General features: G+C 58.2%; 13 protein-coding genes and 1 tRNA gene. 10 read left to right on the top strand and 4 right to left on the bottom strand.

Annotated features, from left to right (window positions below; translation table 11 throughout):
- Positions 1-44: 44 nt before the first annotated feature.
- Together DSM14862_RS02795 and DSM14862_RS02790 are read left to right on the top strand one after the other, a co-directional pair.
- Positions 45-5,786, top strand: a complete 5,742-nt coding sequence (locus DSM14862_RS02795; protein WP_007118888.1) for a DUF11 domain-containing protein — start codon at positions 45-47, stop codon at positions 5,784-5,786.
- Positions 5,787-6,006: 220 nt separating this feature from the next.
- On the top strand, positions 6,007-6,723 hold the full coding sequence (locus DSM14862_RS02790) for a lysozyme family protein (RefSeq protein ID WP_007118887.1): 717 nt from the start codon (positions 6,007-6,009) through the stop codon (positions 6,721-6,723).
- 826 nt (positions 6,724-7,549) lie between these two features.
- Here DSM14862_RS02790 and DSM14862_RS02785 read toward each other — a convergent pair.
- The 4 genes from DSM14862_RS02785 to DSM14862_RS02770 form a co-directional block, all read right to left on the bottom strand.
- Positions 7,550-7,626: transfer RNA gene (locus tag DSM14862_RS02785), tRNA-Arg, on the bottom strand.
- A 76-nt stretch (positions 7,627-7,702) separates the two neighbouring features.
- A complete protein-coding gene (locus tag DSM14862_RS02780) occupies positions 7,703-9,088 on the bottom strand; it encodes a sensor histidine kinase (RefSeq protein WP_007118885.1) in 1,386 nt (461 codons plus the stop codon).
- An 8-nt stretch (positions 9,089-9,096) separates the two neighbouring features.
- Positions 9,097-10,518 carry a dihydrolipoyl dehydrogenase family protein gene (locus tag DSM14862_RS02775; RefSeq protein ID WP_007118884.1) on the bottom strand — a complete coding sequence of 474 codons (1,422 nt, stop codon included), beginning with the start codon at positions 10,516-10,518 and terminating at the stop codon, positions 9,097-9,099.
- Complete coding sequence (locus tag DSM14862_RS02770; protein WP_007118883.1) at positions 10,515-11,249, bottom strand: TVP38/TMEM64 family protein; 735 nt, start codon at positions 11,247-11,249, stop codon at positions 10,515-10,517. Before DSM14862_RS02770 ends, DSM14862_RS02775 begins: the two co-directional genes overlap by 4 nt.
- A 318-nt stretch (positions 11,250-11,567) precedes the next feature.
- Here DSM14862_RS02770 and rpmH point away from each other — a divergent pair, with 318 nt between their 5' ends.
- The 8 genes from rpmH (at position 11,568) to yihA (ending at position 18,526) form a co-directional block, all read left to right on the top strand.
- Positions 11,568-11,702, top strand: coding sequence for a 50S ribosomal protein L34 (rpmH, locus tag DSM14862_RS02765; RefSeq protein ID WP_007118882.1), 135 nt, complete (start codon positions 11,568-11,570; stop codon positions 11,700-11,702).
- A 26-nt stretch (positions 11,703-11,728) separates the two neighbouring features.
- Positions 11,729-12,151, top strand: coding sequence for a ribonuclease P protein component (rnpA, locus tag DSM14862_RS02760; RefSeq protein ID WP_007118881.1), 423 nt, complete (start codon positions 11,729-11,731; stop codon positions 12,149-12,151).
- The gene (gene yidD / locus DSM14862_RS02755) at positions 12,148-12,369 is read left to right on the top strand and encodes a membrane protein insertion efficiency factor YidD (protein ID WP_007118880.1); all 222 of its coding nucleotides are present in this window, start codon (positions 12,148-12,150) and stop codon (positions 12,367-12,369) included. The genes rnpA and yidD overlap by 4 nt, the downstream gene beginning before the upstream one ends.
- A 66-nt stretch (positions 12,370-12,435) precedes the next feature.
- Complete coding sequence (gene ttcA, locus DSM14862_RS02750; protein WP_007118879.1) at positions 12,436-13,290, top strand: tRNA 2-thiocytidine(32) synthetase TtcA; 855 nt, start codon at positions 12,436-12,438, stop codon at positions 13,288-13,290.
- A 123-nt stretch (positions 13,291-13,413) separates the two neighbouring features.
- Positions 13,414-14,955 (top strand): putative bifunctional diguanylate cyclase/phosphodiesterase, encoded by a 1,542-nt coding sequence (locus tag DSM14862_RS02745; protein ID WP_007118878.1) that lies wholly within the window; start codon positions 13,414-13,416, stop codon positions 14,953-14,955.
- Positions 14,956-15,267: 312 nt separating this feature from the next.
- The gene (yidC, locus tag DSM14862_RS02740) at positions 15,268-17,139 is read left to right on the top strand and encodes a membrane protein insertase YidC (protein ID WP_007118877.1); all 1,872 of its coding nucleotides are present in this window, start codon (positions 15,268-15,270) and stop codon (positions 17,137-17,139) included.
- Positions 17,139-17,876 (top strand): MOSC domain-containing protein, encoded by a 738-nt coding sequence (locus tag DSM14862_RS02735; RefSeq protein WP_007118876.1) that lies wholly within the window; start codon positions 17,139-17,141, stop codon positions 17,874-17,876. Before yidC ends, DSM14862_RS02735 begins: the two co-directional genes overlap by 1 nt.
- Positions 17,876-18,526: a ribosome biogenesis GTP-binding protein YihA/YsxC gene (yihA, locus tag DSM14862_RS02730; protein ID WP_007118875.1), complete on the top strand. Its 651-nt coding sequence runs from the start codon at positions 17,876-17,878 to the stop codon at positions 18,524-18,526. The genes DSM14862_RS02735 and yihA overlap by 1 nt, the downstream gene beginning before the upstream one ends.
- Positions 18,527-18,534 lie beyond the last annotated feature (8 nt).

The following is an 18,534-nucleotide window of genomic DNA, read 5'->3' as shown; positions in this document are numbered from 1 at the left end:
ATTTTATTCACGCCCTTCGCAGGGATCGCAACAGGAGCAAACTGATGCGCAGTTTCCTTATGTCTACAGCCCGTCCGGCTCTGGCCCTGATCAGCGCCTCCGCACTGGGCCTGAGCCTTCTACCGCAAATGACTGCAGCTGACCCAGCACTCGGCGGGTCTTTCATCCGCAACGTGGCAGAGGTGAGCTATTTCAACACGTCGCTCGGCATCATGGAACGCGTCTTCTCGAATCCCGTCCGGGCCGAAGTCGCCTCGGTTCCTGGGCTAGAAGTGACCGGTTATTCCGACCTTCTACTGACCCGCGGTGCATTCGGCCGCTACTATTTTGATGTGGTTAACAGCGGCAACGTTCCGCTAACAACATCGCTCAGCATTGGCGAACAGGGCCAGTCAGCGATGATGTCACATCAGACGCTGTTCCCCGATCTTAACGGCAACGGCCAGATTGATCCGGAGGACGCGGCCGCAGACATGTCGACCCCCTTCATGCTCGCGGTGGGTGAGCGGCTCCAGCTGATCTACGAATTCCGCATTTCGGCGGAAACCCCAATAAGCACTCAGTTCGCCAGCATGCTGAGGGTCTCTGCTGTGGCAGAGGATGGCCAAAGCCTAACCAGTGAAGCAACGGGCGAATCGCGCGTCGAAGAAGGCGGGCTTGAAGTCTCTAAAGAGCAGGCCATCTCGGAAACTGACGACGGGGCGATCATCACCTACACCTTGCGCCTGCGTAACGATTCAGAGCGTGACGCTTTTGGCTACCCCGAGATCGACGGCCAGCCCATTTTGATCGACGGTACGCCCAAGACCGGTGTGTTGCTGCGCGATGCGATACCGCTGAATACGGCTTTTAACGCGATCCGAAACTCAGGCACTATGACAGCGCTGGTCCATATGTACGGCGCACCTCTCCACGAATATGTCAGCGTTGTCCCGGCGGGCCTTTCCAACGAAGTTGATGCGGTGGCATTTTTCCATGAGGGTGACTACGCGATTGGCCATGCCTCAGACCCCAGCTTTTCGGTGCGTGTGCCTAAGGCTTTGGGCGCACTAGAAGTGCACAACACCGCCTCGGCCTTCTATAACAACCAAGAAAGCACTCTGTTGCTGGGCTCGAATACCGTCGTCTACAAACGCGAAACGGACACGCCCGGCACGCTGGTGTTCGAGCATCCCGAAACCGGCGAAGATCAACCCTATGGCACACCGGGAAGCGATACGCGTCTGCGTGTCACCGCTGGAGTTTGCAACGCCACCGTTGGTGTCGATACGACGCCAGTTACCATCCGCAGCAAGTTGACCGGTGATGTTGAAACCATCATCGCGACCGAGACGGGTGCCAACACCGGAGTCTTCCTCACGCCCGCGCTGCCAATGGCACAGATGTCGCCCGCCGTTGCCGGGGATCAGGTCATGGCAACCGATTTTGGCGATAGCTTAATCGCAACGGCGATCTGCGACGACGAGGTGCTTGAGGATGATCTGATGATCAACCCTGGAAACTTCTTGTTCAACTCCGTTACCAACGCCCCGATTGACGACGTATCCGTTGCCCTAGTCGACGCGCGCTCCGGTGCAGAGATGGCCCGCACGCAGACCGACCAACGTGGCTTTTTCACCTTCTTTGAGATGCCTGAGGGCGACTACCGCTATGCTGTAATGGATGCGCCCGCTTGGGTCTTTCCGTCAATGCGTGCCGATTATGTCGGTATGGGCCGCACTGTGATGCAGGCAGGTTTGGGCAAAGAGTTTAACCATGCGGGTGGCGCGCTCTTTGTATCTGACATTCCGGTAGATCCGCATTACGGCACGCCGCTGGCGCTCGATAAGACGGCGGACCTTGACAGTGTTGGGCATGGCGAATTCGTCACCTATACGCTTAGTTTCACCAACAACATGCACCAAGCGCTGATTGGTGGCGAAATCCTTGACCGCCCCGCTTATGGCGTAAACTTCGTTCCCGGCTCAGTCACCTTGAACGGGGCACTGCTGGACGATCCGCAGCAAATTGGTAACGGCGATCTGCGCTTTGAGGTCGGCATGCTTGAGCCTTTGTCGAGCCATGAGTTGACCTATGTCATGCAATTCTCTGCCGCCGCCCGCGAAGGCCGCAACGAGAACACTGCCATCTTATCGGGTCGCCAAGCGGGCACCGGCATGTTGCATCAATCACAAACGGCCCGCGCAATGGTGCGCTTGGACAACTCAGGCGGCGTTTTTTCCCGTCAGGGTACTGTGCTCGGCGCTGTGTTCATGGATTGCAACGGCAACGGCCTGCGTGACCGCGCATCGGATGAGCCGGGCATTCCTGGCGTGCGCATCGCGACCCAAGAGGGGCTCTTTGTGGTGACCGATATCAATGGCGCTTATTCACTGAACGGAATGCGCGCGGTGACCCACGCCTTTCTCGTCCAGCCCGAAACACTTCCCAACGGGACCGAGGTGCAAGTGACGCGCACCAACGATCTGCGGCGCGGAGGGTCACGACTGGTTCCGCTGAAGAAAGGCGAACTGCGGACTGAGAATTTTGCCGTGGCCCAGTGTAGCCCAGAAGCGCTTGAAGAAGTCAGCAAACGTCGCGCCCATTTCAAAGGGAAAAGCCAATCCCCCGGTGTGAATGCGACCGACCTGCCGATTGATGGCCAACGGAGCAACACCCGCTCGGTACGCGGCGAAGCTGGCATCGCGACCACGACGCAGCTGACCCCCGGCATGATTGCCGCCCAAAGCGAAGAGGCCGGGATTAATGCCGCTTCCGTGGCGCAGTCGGCCCGCGCTTCGGCCCAGCGCCAGTCGCTCGACAGTATTATCCAAAACCTTAATAGCGACCCAAGCTTCGTTGATTTTGCAGAAGACACTACAGTTACCCGCGCAACCCAGAACATCCGCGTTAAGGGTAAGGCGGACTTGACGCTAACGCTGCTGGTGAATGGCCGGGAGCTCGGCGGGGACCGTGTCGGTGAGCGCACAAATTTGGAAAAGAACAATGTGCAGGCGCTTGAATATGTCGCGGTGAAACTGGCGCCGGGCGAAAATGTCCTTACACTGGTGGGCCGTGATGGATTTGGCATCGAGCGTGTCCGCAAAGAACTGCGCCTGACCGCCCCCGGCAAACCAGCTAGAATCGAAATCTTGTTGCCCGATAACGCAGCGGCGAACCCGGCCTCTGTGGTCCCAGTGGTTGTCCGCGTTCTCGATGCCCGTGGTCGCCCGGTGCCTGCCTCAGGCACGGTTACCCTTTCTGCCCGACGCTCGCTTTGGGACGTAACTGACATCCGCAGCAGCACACCCGGTGTGCAGGCGTACCTCGACAATGGTGAGGCAACCTTTAACCTGATCCCGCCGCAGGCCTCCGGCCCTGATTTAATCACGGTACGCTCCTCCTTTGGCGAGGCCGAAGCGACGCTGACATTTACCCCTGACTTGAATGAACGGGTGTTGATCGGTGTGATTGAGGGCGCAGTATCGCTCAGCGGTGATGCAGGCAACGTGCTCGACACGGACCACATCAGTTCGTTCGAAGAGACCACCACAGGTGTGCGCGGTGAACTTTACCTCAAAGGTGTGATCCGCGGCGATGCGCTGTTGACGCTACGCTACAATTCGGACCGCGATACAGAAGATCGTTTGTTCCGCGACATCCGGGGCGAAGAATATTACCCCGTTTATGGCGACAACTCCGAACGCGGAGCCGATGCGCAATCCACGTCCAATCTATTTGTTAAGGTGGAAAAAGGCCGCTCCTATATGCTCTACGGCGACATTGCCATCGAGCCGGAAGCCAGCGCGCTGAAACTTGGGAATCTGCGCCGTGTCGCCACCGGGGCCAAGGGGCACTGGGAAAACGACCGCGTCTCGGTCACTGTCTTCGCAGCCCAGACCGCACAAGAACAGCAAGTGCAAGAAATCCGTGGTCGCGGGGTCTCTGGCCCCTATGACCTTGACCTAAGCGGTTATGTGCAAGGCTCTGAGCGGGTTGAAATCCTCGTGCGAGATGAAGACGGCGGCGACATATTAACAGCCACGCCACTGCTGCGCGGGACGGACTATCTACTCGACTTCTTCCGCAATACGATCACTTTTGACACACCGGTGCGCCAGTTCGATCTTGAGGGCAACCCCGTGTCGATCCGCGTCACCTACGAAGTTGAGCCCGATGGTGCAGAGGCTTACTGGCTTTATGGCGGCGAAGTAAACTACGCCCTTTCTGAAAATACTTCTATCGGGGCACGCGCCGTTCATGCCGATGCGCCGCTTGGCAACACGGCCCACCAACGGATGCACGCTGCCTATCTGCAGCACGAAGACCGTCAGGGCGGCATTTGGGAGGCCGAAGTCGCCCGTTCGGAAAATGAAATAGGTGAGAAAGACACCGCAGCCCGTTTGTCCTATGAGCTGAAAACCGAAACGCGTCACTTCGCTTTCGAGGCCATCCATACGGGGCAAGACTTTCACGCACAGGGAGGTCTGGCCCGCGCCGGTACCAGCCAAGTCCGTCTAAGCTATGGCGCAGAGATCGACCAGCGCAGCGATATTGCTTTCAGTGCCGAATACACCCGTGATCGGGTCAACCACAACGAACAGCTGACCCTTGATGCGATCTATTCACGTCGCCTCAGCAAGACCCTGCGCGGTGAGATTGGCCTAGAACACAGCCGAGACCGCAATGACGGCAGCGACGAAAGCAGAACTGCTTTGGTTCTCGGGGCAAATTGGGCGCCGGCGGCCCGCCCGGGCACGGTGATCGAAGCAAAACTACGCGCACCGCTAAACGGCGACGTCCCGACCGAACTTACACTGGGCCTATATGACGAGCCTAAGAACGGCTGGCGCGTCTATAACGAGATCGAGCTTCAGTTCGGCAGCGATGAACTTGTCTCCCGCGCGGCCTATGGCTTTTCCTACACTTTAAACGAGTGGGTTACAGGCCGGACCGAGATGACCAAAGCCAGCGGCGCAGGCGACACCAATATGGTGCAGGGTATGTCGGTCAATTGGGACATCAATCAAAGCACGACTTTCCGCGCTGATCTTGAGCACTCCCGCAACCTTGACACCGCAGAGGGTGAATTAACGTCGCTCGCGCTCGGCACGAGCTGGCAGTCGGGAGACGACAACTGGGTCGGTGACGCTGAGTTGGAAACCACATGGAAAAAGACTGGCAAAACTCACTACGCAAGCATCGGGATTGCAGGCAACGTAACCCCCGATCTTACAGTTCTGGCGCGAAGCCGTGCGGCACTAGATCGCCGCAATAGCGAAAACTCCCGCCGTCTGCGTACCCGTGTTGGGGCCGCCTATCGCCCCAAGGACAACGCGCGCCTTGATGTGCTGGCGTGGTATGAGCATCGGCTGGAGGAGCAGCACAATAACACGGAAACCCACCTGTGGTCTGTAGATGCGAACTACGAGATCGACGCTGACCTACGGATTAACGGCAAATACGCTGGTCAGTACCAGCAGATTGCCACCGCAGCAGGAACATCGCCCAACACCACCACACAACTGGTTCAAGGAGGACTGAACTACGAATTCGGCAATGATCGCTTCCAGCTTGGCCTGAACGCCACACATTTGTGGGACAGTGAAGGGAACTCCTCTAACGGGATTGGCGCGGAATTTGGTTTCACCCCGCGCAAAGGTGTCCTGCTCGCACTTGGCTACAACAAAGCACGCGGCCGGGTGGCAGGGCAAAGCAGCCTCTACGACGAGGGGTTCTATTTCCGCTTTAATCTACTGTTGGACAATTCACTCTGGACCCAGTTCGACCAGTTCCTCGGAAGCTGATCGGGAGACTCAGCCATGAGGGAGGGCCACGTTCCAAGCGCATCTGGAACGTGGCTCAACCCCATTCACGGATCCTAAGGCACAAGTGGCTACTCCAAGCGCACCAATACCTATCCTTTTGACAGGCTAACTATCTGTCCGTGTTAAGGAAATATCGATTTTGAAGGCGCATAATCAGGGTCAACGCAATATCTAACCTAGATAGGAAACCCCGATGAGAATGCTTGCTGCCAGCACTGCCTTTTGCCTGATCGCCACGACTTTTTCCGGGGCGGCAAATGCAGATGACCTAGCCCGTTTCGATAGTAGAAAAATCGCCGTTACCGGCCTGAATTTTGCACTATCGCCCTCTGCCTCAAAGGACCGTATTCACCTTAATCGCAGCATGATTAAAACGACCGCCGCACCCTCTCCTCGCAAGCTCTACATTCCAAAACGCGGCGGGCCATCCGACGCCGTCCTTCATCTAATAGCTTCGGCTGAGGCCGGTGCTAAAGGCTATGACGCGGTCCAGCATGGCGCACGGGTCAGGCCGCCGAAGCGGCCCACGGGCATGACCATCGGCGAAATCTATCGCTGGATTTCGGCGACTCCCGGTCAGCCACATGCCATCGGGCGCTATCAGTTTATCCCCAACACATTGAAAACACTGGTCACTGAGGCGGGACTCAGCAAGAATGATGTCTTCACCCCGCAAGTCCAAGACCTGCTTGCTGATATCCTACTCGAAGATGCAGGCTTCACCCCCTTTATGAAGGGCAAAATCAGTCGCCATCGATTTATGGAGAACCTCGCCCGTATTTGGGCCGGACTGCCAACATCGACGGGGCGCTCATATTACGACGGCCATGCGGGCAATCGGGCTGTTATCACTTGGAATGAGTTCGACAGCCATATGAAAAGCATCTTTGAAAGCAATGCGCGCGGCACATCATGACAGCGCGCGGGGGCGCGTTCAAATTTTCACGGCCAACGCGCGTAATTTCTCTTCGCCTTGGCCGATCTAGGAGCTGCGCCAATGGCATATGCCGATCCAGTAACTCTTGATTGTCCGTATGTTGTTCAGAAAAAGAACTGAGCGTGACTGATTTCGTTCTTTACCGCACATGCAAATTAGCAGCGACAAGTTCGCGGCTAACAGGAACTCAACCGATAGTTGCACCGTACGTTAGCGGAACCTATTAGTTATGCGAATCGTTAGTCTGTTAAATATACCGTAGGAGGAATGGTGCATGTGGAATAGTGAACTTTTGATCCTGATCATGGCCACGATGGTTTTCGCAGCGTTGATCACACGTCTTCCAGTGCTTCGCCAAGTTCGGGCGGATGTTTCACGACCTTCCAGAAAGATCTCCTCCCTGCATCGGAATTGAAAGCTCCTCAGGTGCAAAGAAGTTCAATAATCCAAGGTCGATTTAGCGATCCTTTAAGGCAGATTTTATGCTGGCTTCAGTTTTACACGCCAAAAAGCTGAGCTCACTTTAAATCAAAACGCTTCGCACGCAGTCTATGACTAAGGCTGCTCATGCAAAAAACAACGTTGAGGTCTTCGCGCGCGGTATCTTTGGCTCTATGACCTACTGCTCAAGATAACGTCCTGCTCAAGCGGCGACATGTACCGCGGCATAGATCATCTGATGCAGACGCACTCCGTCTTCGACAAACCGCATGGAGAATGGGCGTTCTAAAATCCGCCCACATACGGATAACACAGGTCGAAGCGATATCGCATCGGGCGCAGTGTTATTAAATTTTTCGGGTAGTGGCGGACCGAGGAGGATTCGAACCCCCGACCCCCTGATTCGTAGTCAGGTACTCTATCCAGCTGAGCTATCGGTCCACTGAGCGGGGGTTTAGTCTTAGCCCCGGAGAGTTGCAAGCCCTCGTTTCAAGGAAATGCAATTTTCTGCGAAAGTTTATAGAGTGCCGTCGCCCTTGGGCAGGGTGATGTCGAAAACCGTGCCTTCCGGACCGGTGTTATGCAGGGCCAAAGTGCCACCGTGGCCGCGCACCAACTCTGATGCGATGACCAGCCCCAGCCCCGAACCGCCCTTGCGCGCGCCCCCTTGAAACGCTGTAAAAAGATGTTCGCGCGCTTTGGGCGGCAGGCCCGGTCCGGTATCGCTCACGGTGATGCACCACGCCTCTGCTCGGTCCTCGGCGCGCAGATGTACCTCACCCGGTTTGCCGGTGGCCGTGATCGCCTGTCGGGCGTTCCGCATGAGATTTGCGAGAACGCGGTACATTTGTTCAGGGTCGGCGCGCACAGTCAGGTTGGCGGGGATGTCGGCGGCAAAGCTGATGTCGCTTTCAGGGTCGGCCAGGCGTTCGCCGTCAATCACTTCTTCCACCAACTCTTCTAGCAGCATCAGCGTCAGCGTGGGCCCCGGCTCTTCTGCTTTGCCAAATGCCAGTGTCGATTCGCATAGGTGAACCGCGCGTGTGATCGAGCCAACAAGTTTAGGGGCCATCCGTTTGACTGTCGGGTCTTCAGACATCTCGATCCGGTCGGTGAAAAGCTGCGCCGACGTCAGAATGTTGCGCAAATCATGGCTGATCTTGCTGACCGCGCTGCCCAGTTGTGCCAAACGCTCTTTCTGCTTGAGCGCCTGCGTCAGGTCCGTCTGTAGCTTTTTCAGCGCTTCTTCGGCCTCGCGCAATTCGGTTACGCTCGCCGAAGGTTCAATGATCCGCCGCGCATCTTCGGGGGCCGCGGCGTAGCGCTGCATATGCCCTGCGACCCGTTTGATCGGTTTGAGCAACAAGGCCCGCATGGCGAAGAACAAGAGCACCGCGGTTATAACGGAGATCACCGCCGAAAGCATCAAGATGCGAATCCCATAGTCGAGCATGGCAACCCGCATCGGTGCCGTTTCCATCGTGACTTCGATCAGCAGCCCCGCCTCGCGCACCGGGGCGCCGATCACACGCACCACCTCATTCCCGGGCCGGAACAGACGCAGCATCGCGTCGCGGATCAGAACCGTCGCAGAGGCATCGCGCAGATCATAGGTCTGCGACACCGTGCGCGGCATAGGGGAGGCCAGCACCAATTGCCGCGCCTCGTCCCGGCGCAGCACCACGTTGAAGACCTCGGCGTTGCGCAGCAGCTCTTCCTCCAGCTCCGGGTCGAGCATGTCGTCAGCCAGCAGCGCCAGTGACGCGATCTGTGCCCGTTCCAGCCGCGTCAGCATGTATTCTTCGCGGAACCGCGCGATGGAGGGGACAAAAATCAGCACCTCGGCCAGCATCACAAAGATGGTGGTGAGGATCAGCAGACGGCCAGAGAGCGAGTGGATCATGCGTTTTCTCAGGGCAACAGGCGCTGCACGGCGCGCACAACCGTTTTTACCAATGCGCTTTCGAAGAGGCGCGGGCTGAAATAGGCCCCCGCCGCGCGTTTGTTGATTTCCGAGATCGTGGGGTAAGGTGCAACCATAGCCGCAATCTGGCTCATCTTCATGTTATTGACCAGCGCAAGCGACCACAGGGTGATCAATTCCCCTGCTTGATGTCCGACGATGCTGGCCCCCACCGGGCGCCCCTTGACCACCATGACCTTGATGAACCCTTTGGTCTGACGCTCGGCTATTGCGCGGTCGTTATGGGTGTAGTGAAAGCGCACGACCTCCAACTTCTCCCCATGCTCCTCTCGCGCTTGCGCCTCGGTCAGCCCGACCTGCGCCAGCTCCGGCGCGGCATAGGTGACCCATGGGATATGGTGCAACTTGGTCTTGCTCGGCAGGCCAAAGAGGATCGAGCGGATCACCACCCCGGCGTGATAGCCCGCCACATGGGTGAACTGCAGCCCGCCCGCCACGTCGCCAATGGCATAAACACGGCGGTTGCTGCTGCGCAGACTGTCGTCGACCTTGATGCCCGCTTTGGTGGTTTCCACTCCCGCTTTATCGAGGTCGAGCCGGTCAATGTTGTTTTTGCGGCCCACGGCCATCAGCAGATGCGAGCCATTGATCACCCGGCCATCCTTGGTTTCAACCGTGATCGCGCCCGCTTGACCGCTGATCTTCGCAGCGTTGCTGCCTTCCTCAAAGATCACGCCTTCGTCCCGCATGGTCTGAAGAACCACCTCAGCCAGTTCCGGATCATCCTTGCCAAGCGCCCGATCGCCTTCGATCACCGTCACCTTGCAGCCCATCCGCACATGGGCCTGGGCCATCTCAATGCCGATGGGGCCGCCCCCGATGATGATCAGATGCTCGGGCTTTTCCCGTAGGTCGAAGAGCGTTTCGTTGGTCTCATAGGGCACATCCTTCAGCCCCGGAATCGGCGGCACCAGCGGGGACGACCCCGTAGCGACGACAATGCGCCGTGCCGTGATGATCGTATCGCCCGCCTGCACTTCTTTATCGGAAATGAAATGCCCGTATTCGCGGATCACCCGCACGCCCAAGCCTTCAAACCGCTCAACCGAATCGACCGGCGCGATTTGCGAGATGACATCGGCCACGTGATCCTTGGCGGCGGCGTAATCCACCACTCCGGCGGCATTCTCGACCCCATATTGTGCGCTGTGCTGCTGGGCATGGGCGGTCTTGCCAGTCTTGATCAGCGCCTTTGAAGGCACGCAGCCATAGTTCAGGCAATCGCCGCCCATTTTATGCCCTTCAAGTAGGGTCACATCCGCGCCCATCTGGACGGCCCCCGCCGCCACCGACAACCCGCCAGAGCCTGCGCCGATGATTAGAACGTCGGTCTTGATACGGTTGGTCATTTCAGCAGATCCTTCTTGCCGGTAAATGTCTTGATCGCCACGGGCAGCAGCGACAGAACGCAAAGGCCCAGAATGGGCAGCAAAATATGGGGCTCAAAGATAATCCCGAGGTCAGGCGTCTCACCTCGGGCAAAGACTGCACCTAGCCCAGCCCCGACAGAGGTAAAGACAAGCGCCCCCGGCATGATGCCGAAAAACGTCGAGATCGCGAAGCGAAACAGCGGTACGCCAAGGAATGCGGGCACCAGATTCGCAACGAAAAACGGCACCACCGGCACGAGCCGGATAAAGAAAAGCATCGACCACTGGTTATCGTCGATCCCTGCCTTGATCTTGCGCACCACCCCTTCTGCGGCATCCATCCGTTCTTTCAGCCGGTCGCCCAGGCCCCATTGCGCCGCCAGAAAGATCACGATTGCGCCGAGTGTGGCCCCACCCACGTTATAAAGAACACCCGGAAACAGCCCGAACAGAAAGCCGCCCGTTAATGTCGCCACCGTGGCCCCCGGAAGGGAGAATGCCACGATCACTACATAGGCGGCAACAAAGGCCAGCGCGGTCAGCAGGTAGTTGTTGTCGCGAAAGGCGATCAGCGCCTCGCGATTCTCACGCAGGGCGTCGAAACTCAGGTAATCACGCAGGGTAAACGCGCCGATGGCGGCGACCACTAGGATCACCGCAAGGGGCAGGTAACGCGTCAGCGCGGGCGTACTTTGGTCTTCGCGGCTCATTTCAACACTTTCACTGGGCCTACATCAGACCATTTGTCGTTACCTTAATGATGGCGTGAAGCTGTGCGCAGGAACAGGCTCCTCACACGCACTTGATAGAGCTTGTGCGCAAAGGGCCGTTTTTGCAGGGTAGAGGGGCGAACTGAAACAATTTGGCCCGTACGGACCGGCATTTTGTTGCAAAGGGCACATTTTTCCCTGTCAGGGGGTTTGACTTGCGCGCGCCACCGCTTTAGAGGACGGGCTTGAATTGACGCTGGCCGCGGTGGAACTCATGAGTGATTCCGTGCCCAGCCAGCTTTAAATGGAGACGGAGCGATGAAACGCACCTTTCAACCCTCGAACCTCGTGCGCAAGCGGCGCCACGGTTTCCGCGCGCGTATGGCCACCAAAGCCGGCCGTAAGATCATCAATGCGCGCCGCGCACAGGGCCGGAAATCGCTGAGCGCGTAAGCGCCTTCGATCTTCGGAACCAGAATATGATACCGCCGGAGGCACCCTTGGATGGCATTTGCGCCACAAAGGGGAACCCTGCCCCGGCGGCTTCTCTGCGTCTGGAAACCCTGACCAAACGGCCGGATTTCCAGCGTGCCAGCCGTGCAAAACGTGTGGCGACTCCCGGTTTTATCCTACAAATGCGACCCCGCCGGGAGGATGAGCCCAGCGCGGCCCCCATTCGCGTGGGCTTCACCTGCTCAAAGAAGGTCGGCAATGCCGTGGCCCGCAACCGCGCCAAGCGCCGTTTGCGTGAAATCGCCCGGCTGACCCTGCCGCAGGCCGGACTTGCGGGCATGGACTATGTCTTTGTCGGGCGGCGCGAGGCGACTGCCGCTCTGTCCTTCGATCAGCTGCTTGCCGATCTCACACGCGCACTCGATATCCTTCATGGGGCGCGCAAATGACCCCATTTGCCACGCTGCTTGCCCTGCCGGTGCGCGGCTACCGTCTACTTTTTAGCCCTTGGGTTGGATACAATTGCCGTTACCAGCCCACCTGCAGTGCCTATGCGCTGGAAGCCTTGCAAAAACACGGCGGGCTGCGGGGCGGATGGCTGGCCGCGCGGCGCATCGCCCGCTGCCACCCTTGGGGCCGCAGTGGAATCGACAACGTCCCCGATTAGCGCAACGCTTGCGGCAAAGGGGCAAAATGCCCTAGGTGAAGCCAAGCTGATAGTGAGAGACAGACGATGCTGGACGAAACCAACGAGATTCACCCCCTCTTTGCCGGCGCACCGCAAAGCACCGAGTTCAAGAAGCTGCGCAAGCGCATCGTCCGCATGACCCGCGAGGCGATTGATCAATACGGCATGATCGAGTCGACCGCCGAGGACGCGCCGAAGCCCAAATGGTTGGTCTGTCTGTCGGGCGGCAAAGACAGCTATACCCTGCTTGCGGTCTTGCATGAACTTCAATGGCGAGGTCTGCTGCCGGTCGATCTTTTGGCCTGCAACCTCGACCAGGGCCAGCCGAACTTCCCCGCAACCGTGCTGCCGGAATTCCTTGAAAAGATGGGCGTTCCCCATCGCATCGAATACCAAGACACCTACTCAATCGTCATGGACAAGATCCCCGCCGGGCGCACGTTTTGCGCTCTCTGCAGTCGTTTACGCCGTGGGAATCTCTACCGAATTGCGCGCGAAGAAGGCTGCTCTGCTGTGGTGCTGGGCCATCACCGGGATGACATCTTAGAAACCTTCTTCATGAACCTCTTTCACGGTGGGCGGCTGGCAACGATGCCGCCAAAATTGGTAAACGAAGAAGGCGATCTGTTCCTTTACCGCCCCCTTGCCCATGTGGCCGAACGCGACTGCGAGCGCTTCGCCACCGCAATGAACTACCCGATCATTCCTTGCGATCTTTGCGGGTCACAGGATGGGCTACAGCGCCAGCAGGTTAAGACGATTCTGGACGGCTGGGAGGCCAATAGCCCCGGTCGCCGGCAGGTGATGTTCCGTGCTTTGATGAACGCCCGCCCCTCCCATTTGCTTGATCCAGGCCTGTTCGACTTCGCAGGGTTAATGCGGAACGTAGAGCGTACGTAACAAGAACAATTTTAGATAAGAAATTGCATGAAAAGCGGTCTCTGTTAACCCACGACACATCCTAAAGGCGATATTGGTCCCTCAACAGCGCAGGCATTGCGCGATAATGGAAGGGATATCGCGATGGCATTCTACCAGCTTACTCGGCTGGCGCATTTGCGCCAGCCACTCGCCGCTTTGCTAAGTGGTCAAGCGGCTCTGGCCTTCCTTCCTGCAATGACACTTGTCGCGTTCTGGCTCGGGGGTGAATTGGCCCTGATCACGGCCTCCGCGGCTTTGCCACTGCTCTATCTTGCGGGGCAGCGGTTTGGCGACAGGCTGGCGCTACCCCGTGACGCAGTCAGCGGTATGCTGCAGCGCAGTACCTTTGAGGAATTGACCGAACAAGTTTTTCAACGCGCCAAAGCGCAGGGGCGGTTGTCGGCGACTTTCTTCATCTCGCTCGAAGAGTTTGACAAGATTACAGAACGTTACGGTCATGGAACTGCCGATTCAATCGCTCGGCAGAGCGGCGAACGTTTGATCAGCGTCCTGCGCGATGACGACAATATTGGCAAAATGGGCGAGGCGCGCTTCGCCATTTGTATGGCCCCAGTGCGCCAGCTTGATCTTGAGCTTTGTATCCAGCTTGCGGGGCGGCTTCAGGCTGTACTGGAAGAACCTATCTCCGTCGATGGGGTGACCGTCTATCTCAGCGCCTCAGTCGGCTTTTGCCTCAACACCCGCGCGCCGGGCGTGGACGGTGCGGCGTGGCTTGCCGCCGCTGCCACGGCCCTACGCACCGCTCAACGTCGTGGCCCCTCCTCCATTCGCGCCTTCTCAGACCAGATGCGCCGCGATACCGAAAGCCGCACAGAGCTGCGCGAGGACGTCGTGCAGGCATTGGATGGCGGCCAAATCCAGCCGTGGTTTCAGCCGCAGATATCGACTGACACGGGACAAATCACCGGCTTTGAAGCCCTCGCGCGCTGGAACCACCCGGTGCGCGGCATGATCCCCCCCTCAGATTTCCTACCTGCCATCGAAGAGGCTGGCCTTTTGGAGCGTTTGGCTGAGGTGATGATGTATCACTCTTTTGCCGCACTTAAAGCTTGGGATAGCTCTGGAACAGAAGTCCCACAGGTTGGCGTAAACTTCGCGGGAAGCGAACTTGCCAATCCCCAGCTGATCGACAAAATCTCTTGGGAGCTGGACCGTTTTGAACTGACCCCCGACAGGCTTGCCGTCGAAGTCCTGGAAACTGTTGTCGCATCCGCGCCCGATGACGTGATTACCCGCAATATCAACGCTTTGGGCAAGTTAGGATGCCGCATTGATCTTGACGACTTTGGCACTGGCCAGGCCTCCATTGCTTCGATCCGTCGCTTCTCGGTGAGCCGCATTAAAATTGATCGCTCTTTTGTCATGAAGGCAGATCGCGACCCGGATCAACAGCGGATGATAGGTGCCATTCTTACCATGGCTGAACGGCTCGGGGTCGAAACCCTTGCCGAAGGTGTGGAGACGGTAGGGGAGCATGTATTGCTGGCGCAGCTTGGCTGTGACCATGTGCAGGGATTCGGCATCGCACGTCCCATGCCGTTTGAGCAGACGCTCGACTGGATCTCCCGCCACAATGCTAAGTTACAAGACGTTCCACGCATTATGGACGGGCGCGCGACCTAGCGCGCTTGATCTACTCCGCGAGTTAGGGGGCTGCCCTGCACGCTTTATGCTACCGACAGCGCATTCAGCCGAGATACACCAAAGCACGGGTAGCGCTTGAAATTTTACAGAAACATATCACCCTTCGCTAAACCTCCTAACCGATCCGCGGCCAACTGCTCACAATTGACCCCGGCAAAACGCCTCAAGCCCCATGCCCGATGGGTCGAAACCCCGCCTTACACCCTATGGGCTTGCCCGATTCCGCTTGACCTTTGGCCCCGCACTCTGTTGAACCCCCGTGATATTCAAAGACATCAGGTGGCTGTCCCCATGGACGAACAGAACAAGAATCTCATCCTTGCCACGGCGCTCAGTTTTGCCGTCATCCTCGTGTGGTTCCTTTTGTTCCCGCCCCCCGAAGCCGATCCCGCGCTAGAGAACAGCGTTGAAATGAGCCAAGCCGAAGACGGCACCTCTGTTCCAGCCTCCCCGGCCGATACGGCTGCTGCACCTGGCACGGACAATGGCGAAGGCGCCGCTCCCCAAGGCCGCCGCGCGGCTTTGGCAGATGCCCCTCGCGTGGCCATCGCGACTGATAAGGTTAGCGGTTCCATTTCGCTCATGGGCGGTCGGATCGATGATCTGAAATTGAATGACTACCAGACCACGCTCGACGAAAACGCCGAGGTGGTTACCCTCCTGTCTCCCGAAGGATCGAGCGACGCCTATTACGCACTACACGGCTGGGCCGCAGGCTCTGGCCTCGCCCCTGATGCCGTACCCGGTGTCGATACTCTTTGGACACTAAGCGAAGGTGAGACGCTGGGTGTCGACAGCCCGGTCACCCTGTCATGGGATAACGGCGCGGGTCAGATCTTTAACCGCACCATCTCAGTCGATAACGAATATATGTTCGACATCACTCAGAGCGTCACCAACAACGGCGACGCGCCGGTCAACCTTGCCCCTTTTGGCATGATCGCCCAGCACGGATTGCCTGAAGACCTGAAAAGCTTCTTCATCTTGCATGAGGGGGCCGTGTCTATGGCCAACGGCGAGCTGTCGGAAATCGATTGGGACGATATCGCTGAGGCCGATGTAAACAGCACTTGGGGCCGCCCTGCTGTGGTCACCGAAGGGGTCACGGAAGGTTGGGTCGGCTTTACCGATCACTACTGGCAGGCCGTGCTGATCCCCGGGGCGGGCGAGGCTTTTGAACAAGCCCTCACCTACGACCCGCGTGCCGACACATACCGCGCCTTCACCCGCCAGCCGACCCGCTCGGTCGCCGCAGGTGAAAGCGTCAGCAGTTCCAGCAAGTTCTTCGCAGGTGCAAAGGAATGGGAAACACTGCAGGATTATCAATCTGCCGGTGTCGCCAAATTCATCGATAGCATCGACTGGGGTTGGTTCTTTTTCCTGACCAAGCCGATCTTCTGGCTGCTGCACAACCTCAACCAGCTTATCGGCAACATGGGCGTCGCGATCATCGGCCTGACGCTGCTGATCAAGGCGCTGCTTTTCCCGCTGGCCTATAAATCCTATGTCTCCATGGCGCGGATGAAGGAGCTTCAGCCCGAGATGGAGAAGCTGAAGAAAGAAGCTGGCGACGACCGTCAGAAGATGCAGCAGGGCATGATGGAGCTCTATAAAAAGAACAAGGTGAACCCCGCTGCGGGCTGTCTGCCGATCCTGATGCAGATCCCAATCTTCTTCTCCCTCTACAAGGTGATCTTTGTCACGATCGAACTGCGCCACGCACCTTTCTTTGGCCCGTTCCAAGACCTTAGCTCGCCCGATCCAACCTCGATCATGAACCTTTGGGGTCTGCTGCCCTATGCGGCGCCTGAGCCTGGCTCGATGCTGGCGTTGGTATTCATCGGAATCCTGCCGCTTCTGTTGGGTATCTCCATGTTCTTGCAGCAGAAATTGAACCCCGCGCCCACCGATCCAACACAGCAGATGATCTTTGCTTGGATGCCTTGGGTCTTCATGTTCATGCTGGGTGGCTTTGCGAGTGGTCTTGTCGTTTACTGGATCGCGAACAACACGATCACCTTTACGCAGCAGTACCTGATCATGCGCAGCCAGGGGTACAAACCTGACCTTTGGGGCAACATCGCGGGCGGTTTCAAACGTACGCCCAAGGGTGATGCGGCCAATGCAGACGCCAAGCCCAAGTCGGGCAAGTCGAAAAAGTGATGCAGGTCACCGCGCTCAACCGGCATCCGCTCAAGGCCCATGGCCGCGAGACGGTTGAGCGTGTGACCCTGCGCGCCGGGCAATCCATGCCTTACGATCGGCTTTGGGCCGTGGCGCATGATGCCTCCAAAGCCGTGCCCGGCGATTGGGCGCGGTGTTTGAACTTTACGCGTGGCGCGTCCTCTCCGCAGTTGCAGGCGATTACCGCCGAACTGGATGAGGCGACCGAGATGCTGACCCTGCGGCATCCGGAATGCGGGGAAATTACCTTTCACCCGGCCCGCGACAAAGCACAGTTCCTCGATTGGGTACGCCCGCTGGTGGCCGAGGGCCGGGCCGCCCCGGCGGACATCCTGCGCCTTGATGGCCGCGGCTATACCGACAGCACTGAGCCGACCCTCTCGCTTAACAGCCTTGCCTCGCACACCGCTGTCGAAGACCTCGCCGGTCGCTCGCTGCAAACCGCCCGCTGGCGCGGCAACATCTGGTTTGACGGCGCCGCCCCTTGGGATGAGTTCGAATGGCTCGGGCGCGACATGAAAATCGGCAGAGCCCGGCTGCATGTGTCTAAACGCATCGCCCGCTGCCTTGCCACGACCGTAAACACCGACACCGGCGCGCGCGACGTAGATACGCTTGCCGCGCTTGACCAATTGGGTCACCGAGATTTCGGTGTTACCCTGACCGTCACCGAGGGCGGAGAGATCGCCGTGGGCGACGAACTGGAGCTAATTTGATGCAAGTGAACTACACCATCGCCGAAGAGCCTGACGCACCGAGCGCCGAGAAGGGCCGCCTGCTTTTCGCGGGCGAGACGACATTCGTTAAAGGTGTCGTGGCGATGGACGGGCTGCCGCCCCCTGACCGGATGGAGGTCTGCTTTGCCGGGCGTTCCAACGTGGGCAAATCGACGTTGATTAACGCACTGACGGGCATGAAGGCGCTCGCGCGGGCCTCGAACACGCCAGGTCGTACGCAGGAGATTAACTTCTTTACGGCTGGCGAGGAGCACTACCTCGTCGACCTTCCGGGCTACGGCTATGCCAATGCCCCCCTGCCCGTGGTCGAAAAATGGCAGCGTTTGCTGAAACAGTACCTGTCGGGCCGTCAGACCCTGCGCCGCGCTTTCGTGCTGATTGACGCGCGCCATGGGGTTAAAAAGGTCGACAACGAAATTATGTCGCTGCTCGACAGTTCTGCTGTGACTTTTCAAGTTGTTTTGACCAAGGGCGACAAGGTCAAAGAAGCCGAACGCACTAAGATCCTTGAACAGGTCAAAGAAGCGCTGAGCAAACACCCCGCCGCCTATCCTGAGATTGTGGTCACGTCTTCGGAAAAGGGCTGGGGCATCCCGACCTTGCGTGCCATCATCGCCACGCTGGTATAACACCTCCG

The sequence above is a fragment of the Sulfitobacter indolifex genome, from assembly GCF_022788655.1.
GTDB lineage: Bacteria > Pseudomonadota > Alphaproteobacteria > Rhodobacterales > Rhodobacteraceae > Sulfitobacter > Sulfitobacter indolifex.
The sequence above is the reverse complement of the archived record's forward strand: the minus strand, read 5'-3'. Positions and strand labels throughout refer to the sequence as shown.

Coding starts and splice junctions, on each gene's coding strand:
- yihA (WP_007118875.1), top strand. CDS start 17,876: ATGCAAGTGAACTACACCATCGCCGAAGAGCCTGACGCACCGAGCGCC.
- yidC (WP_007118877.1), top strand. CDS start 15,268: ATGGACGAACAGAACAAGAATCTCATCCTTGCCACGGCGCTCAGTTTT.
- DSM14862_RS02745 (WP_007118878.1), top strand. CDS start 13,414: ATGGCATTCTACCAGCTTACTCGGCTGGCGCATTTGCGCCAGCCACTC.
- DSM14862_RS02780 (WP_007118885.1), bottom strand. CDS start 9,088: ATGATCCACTCGCTCTCTGGCCGTCTGCTGATCCTCACCACCATCTTT.
- DSM14862_RS02770 (WP_007118883.1), bottom strand. CDS start 11,249: ATGAGCCGCGAAGACCAAAGTACGCCCGCGCTGACGCGTTACCTGCCC.
- DSM14862_RS02795 (WP_007118888.1), top strand. CDS start 45: ATGCGCAGTTTCCTTATGTCTACAGCCCGTCCGGCTCTGGCCCTGATC.
- DSM14862_RS02790 (WP_007118887.1), top strand. CDS start 6,007: ATGCTTGCTGCCAGCACTGCCTTTTGCCTGATCGCCACGACTTTTTCC.
- DSM14862_RS02775 (WP_007118884.1), bottom strand. CDS start 10,518: ATGACCAACCGTATCAAGACCGACGTTCTAATCATCGGCGCAGGCTCT.
- rpmH (WP_007118882.1), top strand. CDS start 11,568: ATGAAACGCACCTTTCAACCCTCGAACCTCGTGCGCAAGCGGCGCCAC.
- rnpA (WP_007118881.1), top strand. CDS start 11,729: ATGATACCGCCGGAGGCACCCTTGGATGGCATTTGCGCCACAAAGGGG.
- DSM14862_RS02735 (WP_007118876.1), top strand. CDS start 17,139: ATGCAGGTCACCGCGCTCAACCGGCATCCGCTCAAGGCCCATGGCCGC.
- ttcA (WP_007118879.1), top strand. CDS start 12,436: ATGCTGGACGAAACCAACGAGATTCACCCCCTCTTTGCCGGCGCACCG.
- yidD (WP_007118880.1), top strand. CDS start 12,148: ATGACCCCATTTGCCACGCTGCTTGCCCTGCCGGTGCGCGGCTACCGT.